General features: G+C 73.3%; 16 protein-coding genes. 2 read left to right on the top strand and 14 right to left on the bottom strand.

Features of this window, described 5'->3' with window-relative positions; translation table 11 throughout:
- Nucleotides 1-118: 118 nt before the first annotated feature.
- From ACFYYT_RS07090 to ACFYYT_RS07040, 11 genes are all read right to left on the bottom strand, one after another.
- Nucleotides 119-646: a hypothetical protein gene (locus tag ACFYYT_RS07090; protein ID WP_351824995.1), complete on the bottom strand. Its 528-nt coding sequence runs from the start codon at nucleotides 644-646 to the stop codon at nucleotides 119-121.
- Between the two features lie 116 nt (nucleotides 647-762).
- Nucleotides 763-2,253: an Asp-tRNA(Asn)/Glu-tRNA(Gln) amidotransferase subunit GatB gene (gatB, locus tag ACFYYT_RS07085; protein ID WP_351825033.1), complete on the bottom strand. Its 1,491-nt coding sequence runs from the start codon at nucleotides 2,251-2,253 to the stop codon at nucleotides 763-765.
- A 36-nt stretch (nucleotides 2,254-2,289) separates the two neighbouring features.
- Nucleotides 2,290-2,535 (bottom strand): hypothetical protein, encoded by a 246-nt coding sequence (locus ACFYYT_RS07080; protein ID WP_351824997.1) that lies wholly within the window; start codon nucleotides 2,533-2,535, stop codon nucleotides 2,290-2,292.
- Nucleotides 2,532-4,025 carry an Asp-tRNA(Asn)/Glu-tRNA(Gln) amidotransferase subunit GatA gene (gene gatA, locus ACFYYT_RS07075; protein WP_351825000.1) on the bottom strand — a complete coding sequence of 498 codons (1,494 nt, stop codon included), beginning with the start codon at nucleotides 4,023-4,025 and terminating at the stop codon, nucleotides 2,532-2,534. Before gatA ends, ACFYYT_RS07080 begins: the two co-directional genes overlap by 4 nt.
- A 5-nt stretch (nucleotides 4,026-4,030) precedes the next feature.
- Nucleotides 4,031-4,327 (bottom strand): Asp-tRNA(Asn)/Glu-tRNA(Gln) amidotransferase subunit GatC, encoded by a 297-nt coding sequence (gatC, locus tag ACFYYT_RS07070; RefSeq protein ID WP_007266718.1) that lies wholly within the window; start codon nucleotides 4,325-4,327, stop codon nucleotides 4,031-4,033.
- A 129-nt stretch (nucleotides 4,328-4,456) separates the two neighbouring features.
- Nucleotides 4,457-6,664 carry a bifunctional diguanylate cyclase/phosphodiesterase gene (locus tag ACFYYT_RS07065; protein WP_351825003.1) on the bottom strand — a complete coding sequence of 736 codons (2,208 nt, stop codon included), beginning with the start codon at nucleotides 6,662-6,664 and terminating at the stop codon, nucleotides 4,457-4,459.
- 410 nt (nucleotides 6,665-7,074) lie between these two features.
- The gene (gene ligA, locus ACFYYT_RS07060) at nucleotides 7,075-9,276 is read right to left on the bottom strand and encodes an NAD-dependent DNA ligase LigA (protein WP_351825006.1); all 2,202 of its coding nucleotides are present in this window, start codon (nucleotides 9,274-9,276) and stop codon (nucleotides 7,075-7,077) included.
- A 30-nt stretch (nucleotides 9,277-9,306) separates the two neighbouring features.
- Complete coding sequence (locus tag ACFYYT_RS07055; protein WP_351825009.1) at nucleotides 9,307-10,290, bottom strand: methionine synthase; 984 nt, start codon at nucleotides 10,288-10,290, stop codon at nucleotides 9,307-9,309.
- Nucleotides 10,287-10,976: an SDR family oxidoreductase gene (locus ACFYYT_RS07050; protein WP_351825012.1), complete on the bottom strand. Its 690-nt coding sequence runs from the start codon at nucleotides 10,974-10,976 to the stop codon at nucleotides 10,287-10,289. The genes ACFYYT_RS07055 and ACFYYT_RS07050 overlap by 4 nt, the downstream gene beginning before the upstream one ends.
- 31 nt (nucleotides 10,977-11,007) lie before the next feature.
- Nucleotides 11,008-11,349 (bottom strand): DUF1330 domain-containing protein, encoded by a 342-nt coding sequence (locus ACFYYT_RS07045; protein ID WP_351825036.1) that lies wholly within the window; start codon nucleotides 11,347-11,349, stop codon nucleotides 11,008-11,010.
- 93 nt (nucleotides 11,350-11,442) lie between these two features.
- Nucleotides 11,443-12,423: a helix-turn-helix domain-containing protein gene (locus ACFYYT_RS07040; RefSeq protein WP_351825015.1), complete on the bottom strand. Its 981-nt coding sequence runs from the start codon at nucleotides 12,421-12,423 to the stop codon at nucleotides 11,443-11,445.
- A 121-nt stretch (nucleotides 12,424-12,544) separates the two neighbouring features.
- Between ACFYYT_RS07040 and ACFYYT_RS07035 the strand changes: the two genes are divergently transcribed.
- Nucleotides 12,545-13,468, top strand: a complete 924-nt coding sequence (locus tag ACFYYT_RS07035) for an NADP-dependent oxidoreductase (protein ID WP_351825018.1) — start codon at nucleotides 12,545-12,547, stop codon at nucleotides 13,466-13,468.
- Nucleotides 13,469-13,498: 30 nt separating this feature from the next.
- Here ACFYYT_RS07035 and mnmA read toward each other — a convergent pair whose 3' ends face one another.
- Complete coding sequence (gene mnmA / locus ACFYYT_RS07030) at nucleotides 13,499-14,629, bottom strand: tRNA 2-thiouridine(34) synthase MnmA (protein WP_351825021.1); 1,131 nt, start codon at nucleotides 14,627-14,629, stop codon at nucleotides 13,499-13,501.
- A gap of 59 nt (nucleotides 14,630-14,688) precedes the next feature.
- On the opposite strand from mnmA, the gene ACFYYT_RS07025 reads away from it, so the two are divergent.
- Complete coding sequence (locus ACFYYT_RS07025; protein ID WP_388607075.1) at nucleotides 14,689-15,420, top strand: N-acetylmuramoyl-L-alanine amidase; 732 nt, start codon at nucleotides 14,689-14,691, stop codon at nucleotides 15,418-15,420.
- Nucleotides 15,421-15,426: 6 nt separating this feature from the next.
- Here the strand turns inward: ACFYYT_RS07025 and ACFYYT_RS07020 are convergent, their stop codons facing one another.
- On the bottom strand, nucleotides 15,427-16,590 hold the full coding sequence (locus ACFYYT_RS07020) for a cysteine desulfurase family protein (protein ID WP_351825024.1): 1,164 nt from the start codon (nucleotides 16,588-16,590) through the stop codon (nucleotides 15,427-15,429).
- 193 nt (nucleotides 16,591-16,783) lie between these two features.
- The gene (locus ACFYYT_RS07015) at nucleotides 16,784-17,638 is read right to left on the bottom strand and encodes a thioesterase family protein (RefSeq protein ID WP_351826420.1); all 855 of its coding nucleotides are present in this window, start codon (nucleotides 17,636-17,638) and stop codon (nucleotides 16,784-16,786) included.
- Nucleotides 17,639-17,653: the final 15 nt, after the last annotated feature.

The raw sequence follows: 17,653 nt of genomic DNA, 5'->3' as shown, positions 1-17,653 counted from the left end.
CCGCGCACCCGGCACCCCCTCGGCCGGCTCCCGCTGAAGGCTCCCCCCGGTCCCGGGGTGGTCTACGCCGACGACCACGGAAATCGCCCCGCGCCCGGACGCGTCGCGGTCGGACGCCCTACACCCCGAGGTCCGCGCGCATGGCGGCGCGCATCTCCCGGGTCAGCTCCCAGATCGCGTACTGGGCCCGGGACACCGTCTCCCTCGTCTCCCCCGCCTCCGGCGCGTCCCGCTCCAGCCGCTTGACCTGCCCGTACACGGAGTTCAGGGCCCGGTTGACGGCGGACGCGCGCTCCAGCACCGCGTCGGGGGCGACCATCTGCGCCTCCGAGTAGCTGCCCCGGTGCGCGGTCTTCGCCGCTTCGAGCACCTCCCGGTCGGCCTCCTCGACGGCGCGTTCCCGCATCACGTGCAGGTGGCGGTTGAGGGCCGTGGTGAACTGGCGGGAGTCCCGGTTGAGGGCCGCGTAACAGCTGCGCCGCAGCATCAGGTTGTCGCGCGCCTCCGCATGCTCCTGGACGAGCTCCATCTCCCGGCGCTTCGCCCGCTCCGCGCCCCGCTGCGTGAGCAGCGCCCCGCCCAGGGTGCCGGTCACCCCCACGATCGCGATGACCATCGCCCCGATCTCCACCCGCACGCCCCCCATGTCGAATCCGCCCGCCCCGGGCCCAGTCTGCCGGGCCCGGCCGGGGTGCGGAAACGGCTGCGGCCCGTACCGGTCGTGTCGATCGGTACGGGCCGCGGCCGCTGGGTTCCCGGGGGCTACTCGCTGACGCCGAGGCGCTCCAGGATGAGCTCCTTGACGCGCGCGGCGTCGGCCTGGCCGCGGGTGGTCTTCATGACCGCGCCGACCAGGGCGCCGACGGCGGCGATCTTGCCGCCGCGGATCTTGTCGGCGATGGCCGCGTTGCCCGCGATGGCCTCGTCCACGGCCGCGCCCAGCGCGCCCTCGTCCGAGACGACCTTCAGGCCGCGCTTGTCGACGACCTCGTCCGGGGTGCCCTCGCCGGCGAGGACGCCTTCGAGGACCTGGCGGGCCAGCTTGTCGTTGAGCTCACCGGCCGCCACCAGGGCCGCGACGCGCGCGACCTGGACGGGGGTGATGGGCAGCTCGTCGACGGCGACGCCCTGCTCGTTGGCGTTGCGGGCCAGCTCGCCCATCCACCACTTGCGCGCGGCCGTCGGGTCGGCGCCCGCCTCGATGGTGGCGACGATGGAGTCCACCGCGCCCGCGTTGAGGATCGACTGCATGTCGTGCTCGGTGACGCCCCACTCCTGGAGGAGGCGGTTGCGGCGCACGCGCGGCATCTCGGGCAGACCGCCGCGCAGCTCCTCGACCCAGTCGCGGGCCGGGGCCACGGGGACCAGGTCCGGCTCCGGGAAGTAGCGGTAGTCCTCGGCGTTGTCCTTGATGCGGCCGGCCGTGGTGGAGCCGTCCTCCTCGTGGAAGTGCCGGGTCTCCTGCACGATCACACCGCCGGAGGAGAGCACCGCCGCGTGGCGCTGGATCTCGAAGCGGGCCGCGCGCTCGACGGAGCGCAGCGAGTTGACGTTCTTCGTCTCGCTGCGGGTGCCGAACTCGGACTCGGGGGTCGGGCGCAGCGACAGGTTCACGTCGCAGCGCATCTGGCCCTTGTCCATGCGGGCCTCGGAGACGCCGAGCGCCTTGATGACCTCGCGCAGCTCGGCGACGTACGCCTTGGCGACCTCGGGGGCCCGCTCGCCCGCGCCCTCGATCGGCTTGGTGACGATCTCGATGAGCGGGATGCCGGCGCGGTTGTAGTCCAGCAGGGAGTGGGACGCGCCGTGGATGCGGCCGGTGGCGCCGCCGACGTGCAGCGACTTGCCGGTGTCCTCCTCCATGTGGGCGCGCTCGATCTCCACGCGGAAGATCTCGCCGTCCTCCAGCTGTACGTCGAGGAAGCCGTTGAAGGCGATCGGCTCGTCGTACTGGGAGGTCTGGAAGTTCTTCGGCATGTCCGGGTAGAAGTAGTTCTTCCGGGCGAAGCGGCACCACTCGGCGATCTCGCAGTTCAGCGCGAGACCGATCTTGATGGCGGACTCGACGCCGATCGCGTTGACGACCGGGAGGGAGCCGGGCAGACCGAGGCAGGTCGGGCAGGTCTGCGAGTTGGGCTCGGCGCCCAGCTCGGTGGAACAGCCGCAGAACATCTTGGTCTTGGTGCCGAGCTCGACATGGACCTCCAGGCCCATGACGGGGTCGTACGACGCGAGGGCGTCCTCGTACGACATCAGTTCGGTGTAGGTGCTCACGGTGAAACTTCCCTCTCAGCCCAGCAGGACGTCGTCGTCGCCCAGGCGCTTCAGCTCGCGGTACAGGATCGCGAGGCCGGTGGCGATGGCGGCGGCGGACACGACGGCGTCGATCAGCTTCAGCGTGTCGTGCTCGGTGCGGGCCTTGCGGGCCTGCTTGATCACGCTGATGGCGCCGAAGGCGGTGGTGCCGATCGACAGGTAGGTACCGGACTTGGACTTCTTGAAGCCCTTGGCCTTGGACAGTGCACTGGTGCTCACAGCGACGGTGCCTCCTCAAGCAGCGGGTGACCCCAGCGCGCGACGAAGGCGGCCTCGACGGCGGCACCGACCTTGTAGAGCCGGTCGTCCTTCATCGCCGGGGCGATGATCTGGAGCCCGACCGGGAGACCGTCCTCCGGTGCCAGGCCGCAGGGCAGCGACATGGCGGAGTTGCCGGCCAGGTTGGTCGGGATGGTGCACAGGTCCGCGAGGTACATCGCGAGGGGGTCGTCGGTGCGCTCGCCGATCGGGAAGGCGGTGGTCGGGGTCGTCGGGGAGACGATCACGTCGACCTTCTCGAAGGACTTCTCGAAGTCCTGCGTGATGAGCGTGCGGACCTTCTGGGCGGAGCCGTAGTACGCGTCGTAGTAGCCGGAGCTCAGCGCGTACGTACCCAGGATGATGCGGCGCTTGACCTCGTCGCCGAAGCCGGCTTCGCGGGTCAGGGCGGTGACGTCCTCGGCGGAGCGGGTGCCGTCGTCGCCGACGCGCAGGCCGTAGCGCATGGCGTCGAAGCGGGCCAGGTTCGAGGAGCACTCGGACGGCGCGATCAGGTAGTACGCGGCCATCGCGAGGTCGAAGGACGGGCAGTCCAGCTCGACGATCTCGGCGCCGAGCTCCTTGAGGAGCTCCACCGACTCGTTGAAGCGCTGGACGACACCGGCCTGGTAGCCCTCGCCGGCGAACTGCTTGACCACGCCGACGCGCATGCCGGCGACGGAGCCGTTGCGGGCCGCCTCGACGACCGGCGGGACCGGGGCGTCGATGGAGGTGGAGTCGAGCGGGTCGTGACCGGCGATGACCTCGTGCAGGAGCGCCGCGTCCAGGACCGTGCGGGCGCAGGGGCCGCCCTGGTCGAGGGAGGAGGAGAAGGCGACCATGCCGTAGCGGGAGACCCCGCCGTACGTGGGCTTGACGCCGACGGTGCCGGTGACGGCGGCGGGCTGGCGGATGGAGCCGCCGGTGTCCGTGCCGATGGCGAGGGGGGCCTGGAAGGCGGCCAGCGCGGCCGCGGAGCCGCCGCCGGAGCCGCCGGGGATCCGGGTGAGGTCCCAGGGGTTGCCGGTCGGGCCGTAGGCGCTGTTCTCCGTCGACGACCCCATGGCGAACTCGTCCATGTTGGTCTTGCCGAGGATGACGACGTCGGCTTCCTTCAGCTTGCGCGTCAGGGTGGCGTCGTAGGGCGGGATCCAGCCTTCGAGGATCTTCGAACCGACGGTGGTCGGGACCCCGACGGTGGTGAAGATGTCCTTGAGCGCGAGCGGGACGCCGGCCAGCGGGCCGAGCTTCTCGCCGGCGGCCTTCTTGGCGTCGACGGCGCGGGCCTGCGCGAGGGCACCCTCGCGGTCGACGTGCAGGAAGGCGTGGACCTTCTCGTCGGTCGCGTCGATGCGGGCCAGGTGGGCCTCGGTGACCTCGACGGCCGTGAGCTCGCCGGAGGCGATCTTCTCGGCGGTCTGGGCCGCGGTGAGCTTGATGATGTCAGTCATGGCTGTTAGTCCTCCCCCAGGATCTGCGGCACCTTGAAACGCTGCTGCTCCTGGGCGGGAGCGCCGGAAAGCGCCTGCTCGGGGGTGAGCGACGGACGGACCTCGTCCGCGCGCATGACGTTCGTCAGCGGCAGCGGGTGGGAGGTCGGCGGAACGTCTTGGTCGGCGACCTCGGAAACGCGGGCGACCGCGCCGATGATGTCGTCGAGCTGTCCAGCGAAGTGGTCGAGCTCTTCGCTCTTCAGCTCCAGACGTGCCAGCCGAGCGAGGTGGGCGACCTCCTCGCGCGTGATGCCAGGCATGCAGCGATCCTCTGGGGGTGGTGAGTGTGTAGGTTTCGGGCCCAATCCTATGGGGCCCGCCCCCCGACGCACTAAACGGTTGCCCCCGGACGCCCGGCGCGCCCCCGCGCCCGCCGCCCCGGCCGCGCCTCAGGTGGCGCCGGTCGGGGTTTCCGAGGTGGCCGCGGCCGCGGCCGCGAGTTCGGCCGTGATGTCGGCCGGGCGGCGCCAGCCGCGCTCACCGCGGGCCAGCAGCCACGCCGTGGCCTCCTGGGGAGGCATCGCGGCGGCCACCAGCCACCCCTGGACGGCGTCGCAGCCCAGGTCCCGCAGACGCTCCCAGGTCTCGTCGTCCTCGACGCCCTCGGCGACGACCAGCAGGCCGAGGGAGTGGGCCAGGTCGACCGTGCACCGGACGATCTCCGCGTCCTGCGCGTCCACCGCCAGGCGGGCGACGAAGGACCGGTCGATCTTGAGCTCGCTGACCGGCAGCCGCCGCAGGTGCACGAGCGAGGAGTAGCCGGTGCCGAAGTCGTCCAGCGACATCTTCACCCCGTGCCCGGTCAGCCCGGCCATGGTGTCCGCCGCCCGCTGGGGGTCCTCCAGCAGGACGTGTTCCGTTATCTCCAGCTGGAGACCGCTCGCCGGCACCCCGTGCCGGGCCAGCCGCGCGGCGACGGCGCCCGCGAAGCCGGGGGTGTGGACGTCGCGCGGAGACACGTTGACGGCGACCGGCACCTTCAGGCCCTGGGCCCGCCAGCGGGCGACCTGCGCGAGGGCCGTCTCCAGGACGTACTCGGTGAGGTGCGGCATCAGCCCGGAGGTCTCGGCGATGGCGATGAACTCGTCGGGGGGGACCCGCCCGCGCTCCGGGTGCACCCAGCGCACCAGCGCCTCCAGCCCGGCGACGTGCCCGTCGAAGCGGACCTTCGGCTGGTAGTGGAGCTCCACCTCGCCCGCGTCCAGGGCGCGCCGCAGGTCACCGAGGAGGCCGAGCCGGTCGGGGGTGTTGCTGTCGCGCTTGGACTCGTAGACCTCGACGCCGGTGCGGTCCCGCTTCGCCTGGTACATGGCGACGTCGGCCCGCCGCAGCAGGCCCTCCGCGTCCAGGGCGTGGTCGGGGAAGACGGCGAGTCCCGCGCTGGCCTCCAGGACGAGGGTGAGCCCGTCCAGGTCCAGCGGGGAGCTGAGCTCGGCGACCAGGTGGCGGGCGACGCGCTGGGCGCTGGTGGTGGAGTCCGCGATGGGCAGCAGGACGGCGAACTCGTCGCCGCCGAGCCGGGCCACCTCCGCGTCGGGCGGCAGCGCCTCCCGCAGCCGGTCCGCGATCTGGAGCAGCAGCCGGTCCCCCGCCAGGTGGCCGAGGGTGTCGTTGACGGCCCGGAACCGGTCCAGGTCGATCAGCACGAGGGCCGCGCGGGTGCCCGACCGCTCGGCATCGTCCAGCGCGGACCAGGTCCGCTCCAGCAGCCACTGCCGGTTCGGCAGGCCGGTCAGGGTGTCGCGCAGCTGCTCCTCGGCCCGGGCGCGGGCGATCCACAGGGTGGAGTCGAGCGCGATGAGCGGGACGGCGAACAGCGGCAGCAGCACCGGCTTCGCGCAGGCGACCACGCAGATCAGCGGGGCGATGCCGAGCAGGGCCGCGGCGACCAGCGCCTGCCGGAGCAGGGCGGTGCGGGCCACCGTGGGCAGCCCGCTGCCGCGCGGGTTGAGCGCGAACCACAGCAGGACCCGGGTGACGAGCAGGTAGGAGACGGCCACGAGGACCACCTCGGGGACGGCCGCGAAGTCCCAGGTGGTGGGCAGCCAGGGGGACTCGACGGTCGGCGCGTCGCCGAAGGCGGCCAGGACCAGGCCCCCGGCGCCGATGCCGAGGAGGTCGACGGAGCCGTGCAGCAGGCCCTGCCGCCAGCGGTGCCGGCGCGCGGCGCCGACCAGGGAGACCACCGCGAGCGAGACGAGTCCGGCCGGGACCCATCCGTAGAGGAGGAGCACGCCGAGGGTGAGCGCGGCGCCCGATCCGGTGCCGCCCCACCAGCGGTCCCGGCCCAGCGCGACCAGGTGGCCGACGATGATTCCCGTGAGCAGGGCCAGCGCCCAGCCGACCGTGCCTCCGGGGAACAGCGCCTGACGATCGGTCAGTGCCGAGACGACGCCGCCGAGGAGGACCACGGCGGACAGGCCCACGATGACGAGGGGCAGCACGGTGCGCCGCCGCCGTCCCGGGCCGCCCGGCCCGGGGTCGTGGGCGCGGGTCCCCGGCGTCCTGGCGCCCAGGACGCCGAGCCGTCCCGCCCGCATGGACGGGGTGTCCCCGCCGAACTCAGGTGACGGGTCGGCGCTTTCGGTGGGTTTCATGCCCGTCCCTCTCACAGCCGGCGATGCCGATGTCACGCGATGGCCCCGGTGTCATGCCATCACGGCCGGAAGCGCGTCAGGCAGCCGTGCACGACAGGCACACCCCACAACAGTAGGACGCGAGAGGCTCCCAGGGGCAGCGGTCGGCGGCGGTTGCCCGAATGCGACCCAGCCATCCTCATCAGTACGGTATCCGCCGAACGGGTGAGTTTGGACCAGGACCCCCGGGTCACCCGTCCGATGATCCGACAGGTCACCGCCCCCCGGCCAGGCTTGTACCGGCCGTTTACCACCGGGCACCGCGCCGGGCGTGCGCCCGCCCGTACGGCCGCACGCCACGCATCCGTTCGCCCCGGCCGCTCCGCCGCGGTGCCCGCCCGCGGGCCGCCCCCGCGGCGGTCACCCGATTACTACTCGGCCCCGCCGTCGCCGTCCAGGGGGAGGGCCGCCTCGCGGGCCGCGTCCGGGCCCTGTTCGAGCAGGACCGCGAATCCGGCGTCGTCGAGGACGGCCAGTTTCAGCTGCACCGCCTTGTCGTACTTGGAGCCGGGGTTGTCGCCGACGACGACGAAGGAGGTCTTCTTCGACACCGATCCGGTCACCTTGGCCCCGCGGCTCTGCAGGGCCTCCTTGGCGCCGTCCCGGGTGTGGCTCTGCAGGGTGCCGGTGACGACGACGGTCAGCCCCTCCAGCGGCCGCGGCCCCACCTCCTCGCCGGAACCTTCCTCCTCCATCCGCACGCCGGCCTCGCGCCACTTGCGCAGGATCTCCTGGTGCCAGTCGACGGCGAACCACTCCTTGAGGGAGGCGGCGATGATCGCCCCGACGCCCTCGGTGGCGGTCAGCTCCTCCTCGGTGGCCTGCTCGATGCGCTCGATCGAACGGAACTCGCGGGCGAGGGCCTCGGCCGCGACCGGGCCGACGTGCCGGATCGACAGGCCGTTGATGATGCGGGCGAGCGGGCGCTCCTTGGCCGCCGCGATGTTCTCCAGCATGGCCAGGGCGTTCTTCTTCGGCTCGCCCTTCTGGTTGGCGAAGACCGTGACGATCTTCTCCTCGCCGGTCTTCGGGTCCCGCTTGGGCAGCCCGCTGTCGGGGTCGAGGACGTACGCCTTGATCGGGAGCAGCTGCTCGATGGTCAGGCCGAAGAGGTCGCCCTCGTCGAGCAGCGGCGGCTCGGCGGGCTCCAGCGGGCCGGTGAGCGCGGCCGCGGCGACCATGCCGAAGTTCTCGATGTCCAGGCTCTGGCGGCCGCCGAGGTAGAAGAGCCGCTCGCGCAACTGGGCCGGGCAGGTCTGGCCGTTGGGGCACCGGACGTCGATGTCCCCCTCCTTCATGGGCCGCAGCTCCGTACCGCACTCGGGGCACTCGGCGGGCATCACGAACTCCCGCTCGCTGCCGTCGCGCAGGTCGACCACCGGCCCGAGGATCTCGGGGATGACGTCGCCGGCCTTGCGCAGCACGACGGTGTCCCCGATGAGCACGCCCTTGGCCTTGACGACCTCCTGGTTGTGCAGGGTCGCGAACTCCACCTCGGAGCCCGCCACCGTCACCGGCTCCACCTGCGCGTACGGGGTGACGCGCCCGGTGCGGCCGACGCCGACCTTGATGTCGATCAGCTTGGTGTTGACCTCCTCGGGCGCGTACTTCCAGGCGATGGCCCAGCGCGGGGCGCGGGCCGTGGAGCCGAGCCGGCCCTGGAGGCCGATCTCGTCGAGCTTGACGACCACGCCGTCGATCTCGTGCTCCACCGAGTGCCGGTTCTCGCCGAAGTACGCGATGAACTCGCGGACCTCGGCGAGCGAGGAGACCACCTTGTTGTGCTGCGCCGTGGGCAGCCCCCACTCGTGCAGCAGCTCGTAGGCCTGCGACTGGCGCTCGATCGCGAAGCCCTCGCGGGCGCCGATGCCGTGCACCACCATGTGCAGCGGGCGGCTCGCGGTGACCTTCGGGTCCTTCTGCCGCAGCGAACCGGACGAGGCGTTACGCGGGTTGGCGAAGGGCTTGCCCTCGGCCTCGACGAGTCTCGCGTTGAGCTCCTCGAACTTCTCCATCGGGAAGAAGACCTCGCCGCGGATCTCGACGAGGGCCGGGATCCGGTCCCCCTTGAGGCGGTCCGGGATCCCGGCGATGGTGCGGACGTTGGGCGTGACGTCCTCGCCGGTTCGGCCGTCACCACGGGTCGCGGCGCGGGTGAGGCGGCCGTTCTCGTAGGTGAGGTTGACGGCGGTGCCGTCCACCTTGAGCTCGCACAGGTAGTGGTAGTCCGAGGTGTTCGCGTCACGGGCCACCCGCTCGGCCCAGGCGGCGAGTTCCTCGTCGTCGAAGGCGTTGTCGAGGGAGAGCATCCGCTCCCGGTGCTCGACGGAGGCGAAGTCCGTCTCGTACGCCCCCGCCACCTTCTGGGTGGGCGAATCGGGGGTGCGCAGCTGCGGGTACTGCTCCTCCAGCGCCTCCAGCGAGCGCAGCAGCTTGTCGAACTCGGCGTCGCTGACGACCGGCTGGTCGTTCACGTAGTACCGGAAGCGGTGCTCCTCGACCTGCTCGGCGAGCAGCTGGTGCTGCTCGCGCACCGCCGCCGGTACTGCCGTGTCCTGCTGTTCGGCTGCCATGCCGTGTCCTCCCGTGGCCCGTCTCGACCGTCACTCAGGGTTGTCGGCGAGCGACCTCGCCGCTCTGACGCAGTGCGCCTGCACCGCGCGCGCGTAGGCGGGCGAGGCGCCCGCCAGCCCGCACGAGGGGGTGACCACGACGGACTCGGCGAGAGCCCCCGGGGACAGCCCCAGCCTGCGCCAGAGCTTCCTGACACCCATGACGCTACCGCCCGGGTCCGACAACGGGCCGTCGACGCCGGGTACCACTCCGGCGAAGAGTTTCGTGCCGCCTTCGACCGCCTCGCCGATGGCGTCGTCCTCGCGCTCGGTGAGCAAGGAGAAATCGAACGAGACACCCGTCGCGCCGGCCCGGCGCAGCAGCGCGAAGGGGACCTCGGGGGCGCAGGAGTGCACGATGACCTCCCCGTCGTGGACGGCGAAGAGCTCCCGGAGCGCGGATTCGACGACCTGCCGGTCGACGGCCCGGTAGGTGCGGTAGCCGCTGGCGGAGCGGACCCGGCCGAGCAGGACGGCGGTGAGCGAGGGTTCGTCGTACTGGAGGACGATCTCGGCGCCGGGGATGCGCCTGCGGACGTCGGCCAGGTGCTCGCGCACGCCCTCGGCGAGGGATCCGGCGAGGTCGCGGCAGGCTCCCGGGTCCTGGAGCAGGGCTTCGCCGCCGTGCAGTTCCAGGGCGGCGGCCAGGGTCCACGGGCCGACGGCCTGGACCTTGAGCCGGCCGGTGTACCCCTGGGTGAACTCCTCCAGGGCGTCGAGGTCCTCGCCGAGCCAGGAGCGGGCGCGCCGGGTGTCGCGGCCGGGACGGTCGCTGATGCGCCAGCCGCTGGGCTCGACGTGCGCGTACAGGTCGACGAGCAGGCCGAGCGAGCGGCCGATCATGTCGGCGCCGGGTCCGCGCGCGGGCAGTTCGGGCAGGTACGGGAACTCCTCGAAGGAGCCGGTGACGGTCTTGGCGGCCTCGCGGGCGTCCCCGCCGGGCAGCGAGCCGACGCCGGTGGCGCTCGCGCTCATCGGCCCGGCCGCACGGTCAGGTCGTTGACCTCGGCGTCGCGCGGGAGGTCGACGGCCATGACGACGGTGGTCGCCACCGATTCGGGGTCGATCCAGTGGGCGGGGTCGTACTCCTTGCCCTCCTGGGAGTGCACCTTGGCCTGCATGGGGCTGGCGGTGCGGCCCGGGTAGACGGAGGTGACGCGGATGCCGTTCGGCTTCTCCTCGGCGCGCAGGGAGTCGGCGAGGGCCTTGAGGCCGTGCTTGGAGGCGGCGTAGGCGCTCCAGTCGGCGTGCGCGGCGAGGCCGGCTCCGGAGTTCACGAAGACGACGGTGGCCTTGGATGCGCGCAGGGTGGGCAGCAGCAGCCGGGTGACCTCGGCGGGGGCGATGAGGTTGACGTTGAGCTGCTGGTGCCAGGTCTTGGGGCGCAGGTCCGCGACGGGTCCGAGGTCGACGATCCCCGCGATGTGCAGGAGGGAGTCGATCCGCTCGGGGACGGCCTGCTTGGAGAAGGCCCAGGAGAGCCGGTCGGGGTCCGCGAGGTCCCCGACGAGCACTCCGGCGCCGGGGAAGCGTTCGACGAGCTGCTTGCCGCGCGCGGCGTCGCGGGCCAGGAGGACGATGTCGTCGCCGCGCGCGTGCAGGCGGGCCGCGACGGCGGCGCCGATGCCGGATCCGGCACCGGTGATCAGGTGAGTAGCCATACCGCCCATGCTCGCACCCCGGCGCGGTGCCTCAGAGTGCGGCCGCACGCAGGGCCGCGGCGGTCGCCGCCGCGTCGTAGTCGGCCGGGACCCCTTCGACGAGGAGGACCTCGGCGGGGATGTGGTCCGTGCGCAGCGGGAGGATGGCCTGGTAGGCGTCGGAGGCGTACCAGGCGCGGGCCCGGTCCATGTCGGGGAAGCCGATGACGACGACGGTGCCGGGGAAGGGACCCTCCAGGACCTCCACCTCCGCGCCGTGCACGAGGAACCGGCCCTCGAAGGGGTCCAGCGTCGACTGCATGGTCTCGATGTACCGGAGGATGTCCTCGTTCATCGAGACGGGGCGCAGGTGGGCTATGGCGTAGGCGGTCACGGTGTACTCCCCTGTCGTGTCGGCGGGCCCCGTGGTGCGGGCCGTTGCGGCGATCATGTCAGGGGGCGGCCGCGGCGGCGATGACCCCGGAGGTCATGCCCGCGCGGGGGCGGGGCGGAAGGTGCGCCGGTAGGCGATCGGCGAGAGGCCGAGCGAGGCCCTCATGTGCTGGCGCAGGGAGTTGCCCGAGCCGAAGCCGGCCCGGTGCGCGACCAGGTCCACCGGCAGGTCGCTGGACTCCAGCAGGTGGCGGGCCAGTTCCAGGCGCTGGACGGTGAGCCACTGGACCGGGGTCATGCCGACCTCGTCGCGGAAGCGGCGGGTGAAGGTGCGCAGACTCATCCGGGCGTGGTCGGCGAGCTCGGCGAGGGTGACCGGCTCGGCGAGGCGCTCCAGGGCCCAGGCGCGGGTGGCGGTGGTGGTGGCGACGGTGGGTTCGGGGACGGGCCGGTCGATGTACTGGGCCTGGCCGCCGTCGCGCCACGGCGGTACGACGCACAGGCGGGCGGCGCGGTTGGCGACGGCGGTGCCGTGGTCGGCGCGGATCAGGTAGAGGCACAGGTCGATGCCGGCGGCGACGCCCGCCGAGGTGAGGACGTCGCCGTCGTCGACGAAGAGGACGTCCTCGTCGAGCAGGACGCGCGGGAAGGCGCGCTGGAACTCCGGGGCGTGCGCCCAGTGCGTGGTGGCGCGCCGCCCGTCGAGGAGTCCGGCGGCGGCGAGGACCTCGGAGCCGGTGCAGATGGACACGGTCCGGGTGCCGGGCCGGATGTGGGCGAGGGCGTCGACGAGGGCCGGCGGCAGGGGTTCGCCGCGCAGCAGTCCGGGCATGGCGTGGGCGGGCGGGATGATCACGGTGTCGGCCGCGGCGAGCGCCTCGGGGCCGGCCGTGACGCCGATGGTGAAGCCCGCGTCGCTGGCGACGGGGAGGCCGTCCGCGGTGCAGACGGTGACCTCGTAGAGGGCGCCGCCGTCCCCGGCGCGGGCGTTCCCGAAGACCCTGGAGGGCATGCCGAGCTCGAAGGGGGCGACGCCGTCGAGGGCGAGTACGGCGATTCGATGCAAAGCGGGCATGGCCAGATCCTGTCACATGGTGACTGTTCGGCCAACACCACGAGCGGCTCCCGGGCCGGAAGCTGGTCTCACCTTCCGGAACCCGGGGGGTGACACAGCAAACAGTTCCAAGGAGACATCCATGCGCGCCGTCGTCGTCAGCCAGTGGGGCGGACCCGAGGTCCTCGTCGAGACCGAGATCGACCGGCCCGAGCCCGGGCCCACCGAGATCCTGGTCCGGGTGCACGCCGCGGGTGTGAACCCGGTCGACTGGAAGGTCCGGGGGTCCGGCGCGCTCATCGCCTGGGACGCGGTGCCCGTGGTCGGCTGGGACGTGTCCGGCACCGTGGAGGCCGTGGGCGCGGGCGTGACGGTCTTCGAGCCGGGTGACGAGGTCTTCGGCATGCCGCGCTTCCCCAGGCAGGCGAGTGGTTACGCCGAGTACGTCACCGCGCCGGCCCGGCAGTTCGTACGCAAGCCCGGGGCCCTGGACCACGTGGCGGCGGCCGCGCTGCCGCTGGCGGCGCTCACGGCCTGGCAGAGCCTGGTGGACACCGCCGACGTGCGGCCGGGGCAGCGGGTGCTGGTGCACGCGGCGGCCGGCGGGGTGGGCCACCTCGCGGTCCAGATCGCCAAGGCGCGCGGCGCGTACGTGATCGGCACCGCCAGCGCCGCCAAGCACGAGCTGCTGCGCGAGCTGGGCGCGGACGAGCTGATCGACTACCGGAGCACCGACTTCTCCGAGGCGCTGCGGGACGTGGACGTGGTCCTGGACACCATCGGCGGGGACTACGGACGGCGCTCGGTGAAGGTGCTGAAGCCGGGCGGCCACCTGGTCACGATCGCCGGCGTCGAGGGCGTGGACCCGGACGCCGACGGGGTGCGGGTCAGCTCGGTGCTGGTGGAGCCGGACCGGCAGGGCATGGCCGCGATCGCCGCCCTGGTCGAGGACGGCCGGTTGCGGCCGCTGATCGACACGGTGCTGCCGCTGGAGCAGGCGGCCAAGGCCCACGAGATCGGCGAGCGCGGCCGTACCACCGGCAAGATCGTCCTGACGGTGGTCTAGGGCGGATACGCCCTGGCAGGCCTTCCCGGATCAGACCGCGGCGGCGGCCCGCGTGGTCGTGGCGATGGTGGCGGAGCCGAGCACCCGGGTGCCGTCGTAGAGGACGATCGCCTGGCCGGGGGCCACGCCGCGGACGGGCTCCGTGAAGCGCACCCGCAGCTCGCCGTCCACCATCTCGGCGAAGACCTCGCTCTCGCCGCCGTGGGCACGCAGCTGCGCGGTGTAGGTGCCGGGGGCGGCGGGGGTGGAGCCGCACCAGCGGGGGCGGATCGCGGTGAGGGCGCTGACGTCGAGGGCCTCGACGGGGCCCACGGTGACGGTGTTGTTCACCGGGGAGATGTCGAGGACGTAGCGCGGCTTGCCGTCGGGCGCCGGGTGGCCGATGCGCAGGCCCTTGCGCTGGCCGATGGTGAAGCCGAAGGCGCCCTCGTGGGTGCCGACCTTCTCGCCCGTCTCGTCGACGATGTCGCCCTCGGCCTTGCCGAGGCGGTCCGCGAGGAAGCCCTGGGTGTCGCCGTCGGCGATGAAGCAGATGTCGTGGCTGTCGGGCTTCTTCGCGACGGCCAGGCCCCGCGCCTCGGCCTCGGCGCGGATCTCTTCCTTGGTGGTGAGGGTGTCACCGAGCGGGAAGAGGGCGTGGGCGAGCTGCTTCTCGTCGAGGACGCCGAGGACGTAGGACTGGTCCTTGGCCATGTCCGAGGCGCGGTGCAGCTCGCGGGTGCCGTCCTCGTTGAGGACGACGGTGGCGTAGTGGCCGGTGCAGACGGCGTCGAAGCCGAGGGCGAGGGCCTTGTCGAGGAGCGCCGCGAACTTGATCTTCTCGTTGCAGCGCAGGCACGGGTTCGGGGTGCGGCCGGCCTCGTACTCGGAGACGAAGTCCTCGACGACGTCCTCGCGGAAGCGCTCGGCGAGGTCCCAGACGTAGAACGGGATGCCGATGACGTCGGCGGCGCGGCGGGCGTCGCGGGAGTCCTCGATGGTGCAGCAGCCCCGGGCGCCGGTCCGGAAGGACTGCGGGTTCGCGGAGAGCGCCAGGTGGACGCCGGTGACGTCGTGCCCGGCTTCGACCGCGCGGGCGGCGGCGACGGCGGAGTCCACACCGCCGGACATGGCGGCCAGGACGCGAAGGGGGCGGGCGGTGCGCGGCAGGTTCTCAGTCATAGCACCGTCCAGGGTACGGGGAACCGCGCGGGGGTACGGCGCGTTATCGCCTGTGGGGGGTGGATCACGTGGTGGAGCGGGGTCGGCAGGGCAAGGAGGACCCGGGGAATCCGGGCAAGGGGGGCGCGCGCCGGACCCGGCGGGCGGTGCTCTTCGGCGGGCTCGGGGTGCTCGCGGTGGCCGCGCTCGCGGGCCGGGAGGAGATCGGCCGGGCCTGGTGGCTGCTGCCGGGGGTGAGCAAGCCCCGCAAGGAGGGCGAGCTGGACCACGCGGGGGCGAGCTGGACCGCGGCGTCCCCGGCGAACTGGCGGATGGCGGACCGGCCCGATGACTACCGGGTGGACCGGATCGTGGTGCATGTCACCCAGGGCAGCTTCGCGTCCTCGGTGGACGCCTTCAAGAACCCCTTCCACAAGGCGTCGGCGCACTACATAGTCCGCAAGGACGGCCATGTGGAGCAGATGGTGCGCGAGCTGGACGTGGCCTTCCACTCCGGCAATCGCGCCATGAACGAGCGCAGCGTCGGCATCGAGCACGAGGGGTTCGTGGACCGTCCGCAGGACTTCACGGACGCCATGTACGCGGCCTCGGCGCGGCTGGCCGCCGATGTCTGCCGCCGCTACGGCATACCGGCGGACCGGGGGCACTTCCTCGCCCACTCCGAGATACCGGGCACCGACCACACGGATCCGGGCCCCCACTGGGACTGGGACCGCTACCTCGGGCTGGTCCGCGCCGAGCTCGCGGCGCCGGCCCCCGCGCCGAAGCCCACGCAGAGCCCGGCGGGCTGACACCCCCTAGCTGAGGCCCGCCGTGCGGGCGCGGTCCACCGCCGGGCCGATGGCGGCGGCCACCGCGGCGACGTCCTCCTTCGTGGAGGTGTGGCCGAGGGAGAACCGCAGGGTGCCCCGGGCGAGCTGCGGGTCGGTGCCCGTCGCGAGCAGGACGTGGCTGGGCTGGGCGACGCCCGCGGTGCAGGCGGAGCCGGTGGAGCATTCGATGCCCTGCGCGTCCAGGAGCAGCAGCAGGGAGTCGCCCTCGCAGCCGGGGAAGCTGAAGTGGGCGTTGGCGGGGAGCCGGTCGTCCGGGTCACCGCCGAGGACGGCGTCGGGGACGGCCGCCAGGACGGCGCGGACGAGGTCGTCGCGCAGGGCGCCGACCTCCGCGGCGAAGGTCTCGCGCCGTTCGGCGGCGAGCACCGCCGCGACGGCGAAGGCGGCGATGGCCGGGACGTCGAGGGTGCCCGAGCGGACGTGCCGCTCCTGCCCGCCGCCGTGCAGGACGGGGACGGGGCTCTGGTCGCGGCCCAGCAGCAGCGCGCCGATCCCGTACGGCCCGCCGATCTTGTGCCCGCTGACGGTCATGGCGGCGAGGCCGCTGTCGCCGAAGCGGACGTCGAGCTGGCCGAGGGCCTGCACGGCGTCGGAGTGCATCGGGATGGCGAACTCGCGCGCGATGGCGGCCAGTTCGCGGACCGGCAGGACGGTGCCGATCTCGTTGTTGGCCCACATGACGGTGGCCAGGGCCACGTCCTCGGGAGCCCGCTCGACCGCTTCGCGGAAGACCTCGGGGTGGACGCGCCCGTAGCGGTCCACGGGCAGGTACTCCACCCGCGCCCCCTCGTGCTCGGCGAGCCAGTGCACGGCGTCGAGGACGGCGTGGTGCTCGACGGGGCTCGCGAGGATGCGGGTGCGGGCGGGATCGGCGTCGCGGCGGGCCCAGTACAGGCCCTTGACGGCGAGGTTGTCCGCCTCGGTGCCGCCCGCGGTGAAGACCACCTCGCTCGGGCGGGCGCCGAGGGCCTCGGCGAAGGACTCGCGGGCCTCCTCGACGGTGCGGCGGGCCCGGCGGCCGGCGGCGTGCAGGGAGGACGCGTTACCCGTGGCGGCGAACTGCGCGGTCATCGCCGCAGCGGCTTCCGGCAGCATCGGCGTGGTCGCGGCGTGGTCGAGGTAGGCCATGATCCCCCGATTCTACGAGTCCCCGCGGCCCGCGGGTTCCCCGCGGTACGCGGGGCCCGTGCGGGCGGCCGCCCGGGCCGCCCGCGGGGCCGCCGCTCCGGGCCCGCGCCCCGGCTCCGGGACCCGGCCGGGACGGCGTCGCGGACCGGGCGGGGCCGGGTGGGGGCGGGTGGGGGCGGGCCGGGGCGGGCGGCTACGGGCGCGGGGCGCGGGCCAGTTGGCGGGACTGGGCCACCAGGTGGTCCGTGGAGTCCCAGACCTCGGCGTCCTCCTCCAGGAAGCCCCCGGCCAGGTTGCGGGTGACGATGGCCACCCGCAGCGGCCCGGGGGCCGGGCGGCGGCGGACGTGGGTGGTGAGCTCCACGGTCGGGGCCCAGCCCACCAGGCCGAGGTCGAAGGCCGTCGGCGGGAGCGCGTCCACCGCGAGCAGCAGCGACAGCGGATCGGCGTCGCGGCCGTCGGCCAGCCCGAACCAGGCGCGCATCTCCCCCTTGCCCGAGGGCGCGCCGACCGCCCAGCCGGCCGTCGCCGGGTCCAGCCGCAGCCGGAGCCGGTCGACGATGGCGGAGCTGCCGGGGATCGGGGCCGGGCCGGCCTCGGGCCCGAGGCAGTCCTCGTAGGCGGGCATGACGGGCGGCCGCGCCACGGTGTGCACCGAGTCCGGGAGGGCCGCGAGGTCCCCGTACGAGGCGAGGACGCGGATGCGCTCGACCTCGGCGCCGGTCTCGTCGAACTGGAACAGGGAGGCCTGGCCGGTCGAGAGGTTCCGGCCGGCCCGGACGACCTGGGTGCGGATCACGGCGGGGCCGGGCACCGAGGAGGTCAGGTAGTGGGCGGAGACGGTGAAGGGGTCCGGGTGCGGCAGGGCTGCCGACAGGGCCCGGCCGACCAGGGCCAGCAGGTATCCGCCGTTGACGGCGGTGATGATCGTCCAGCCGGCGGAGAGCTCCGCGTCGTACACCCCGGGCTCGCCCGCGCGGGGGGCGATGGTGGTGTCGCGGTCGAACTCGCTGTCGCCGATGGTGGCCTGGGCAGCTGCGTATGACATGGCTCGACGGTACAC

The organism is Streptomyces sp. NPDC002032 (genome assembly GCF_042890765.1).
In the GTDB taxonomy this organism is placed as follows: Bacteria; Actinomycetota; Actinomycetes; order Streptomycetales; family Streptomycetaceae; genus Streptomyces.
This window is presented reverse-complemented; position numbering and strand designations above follow the sequence as displayed.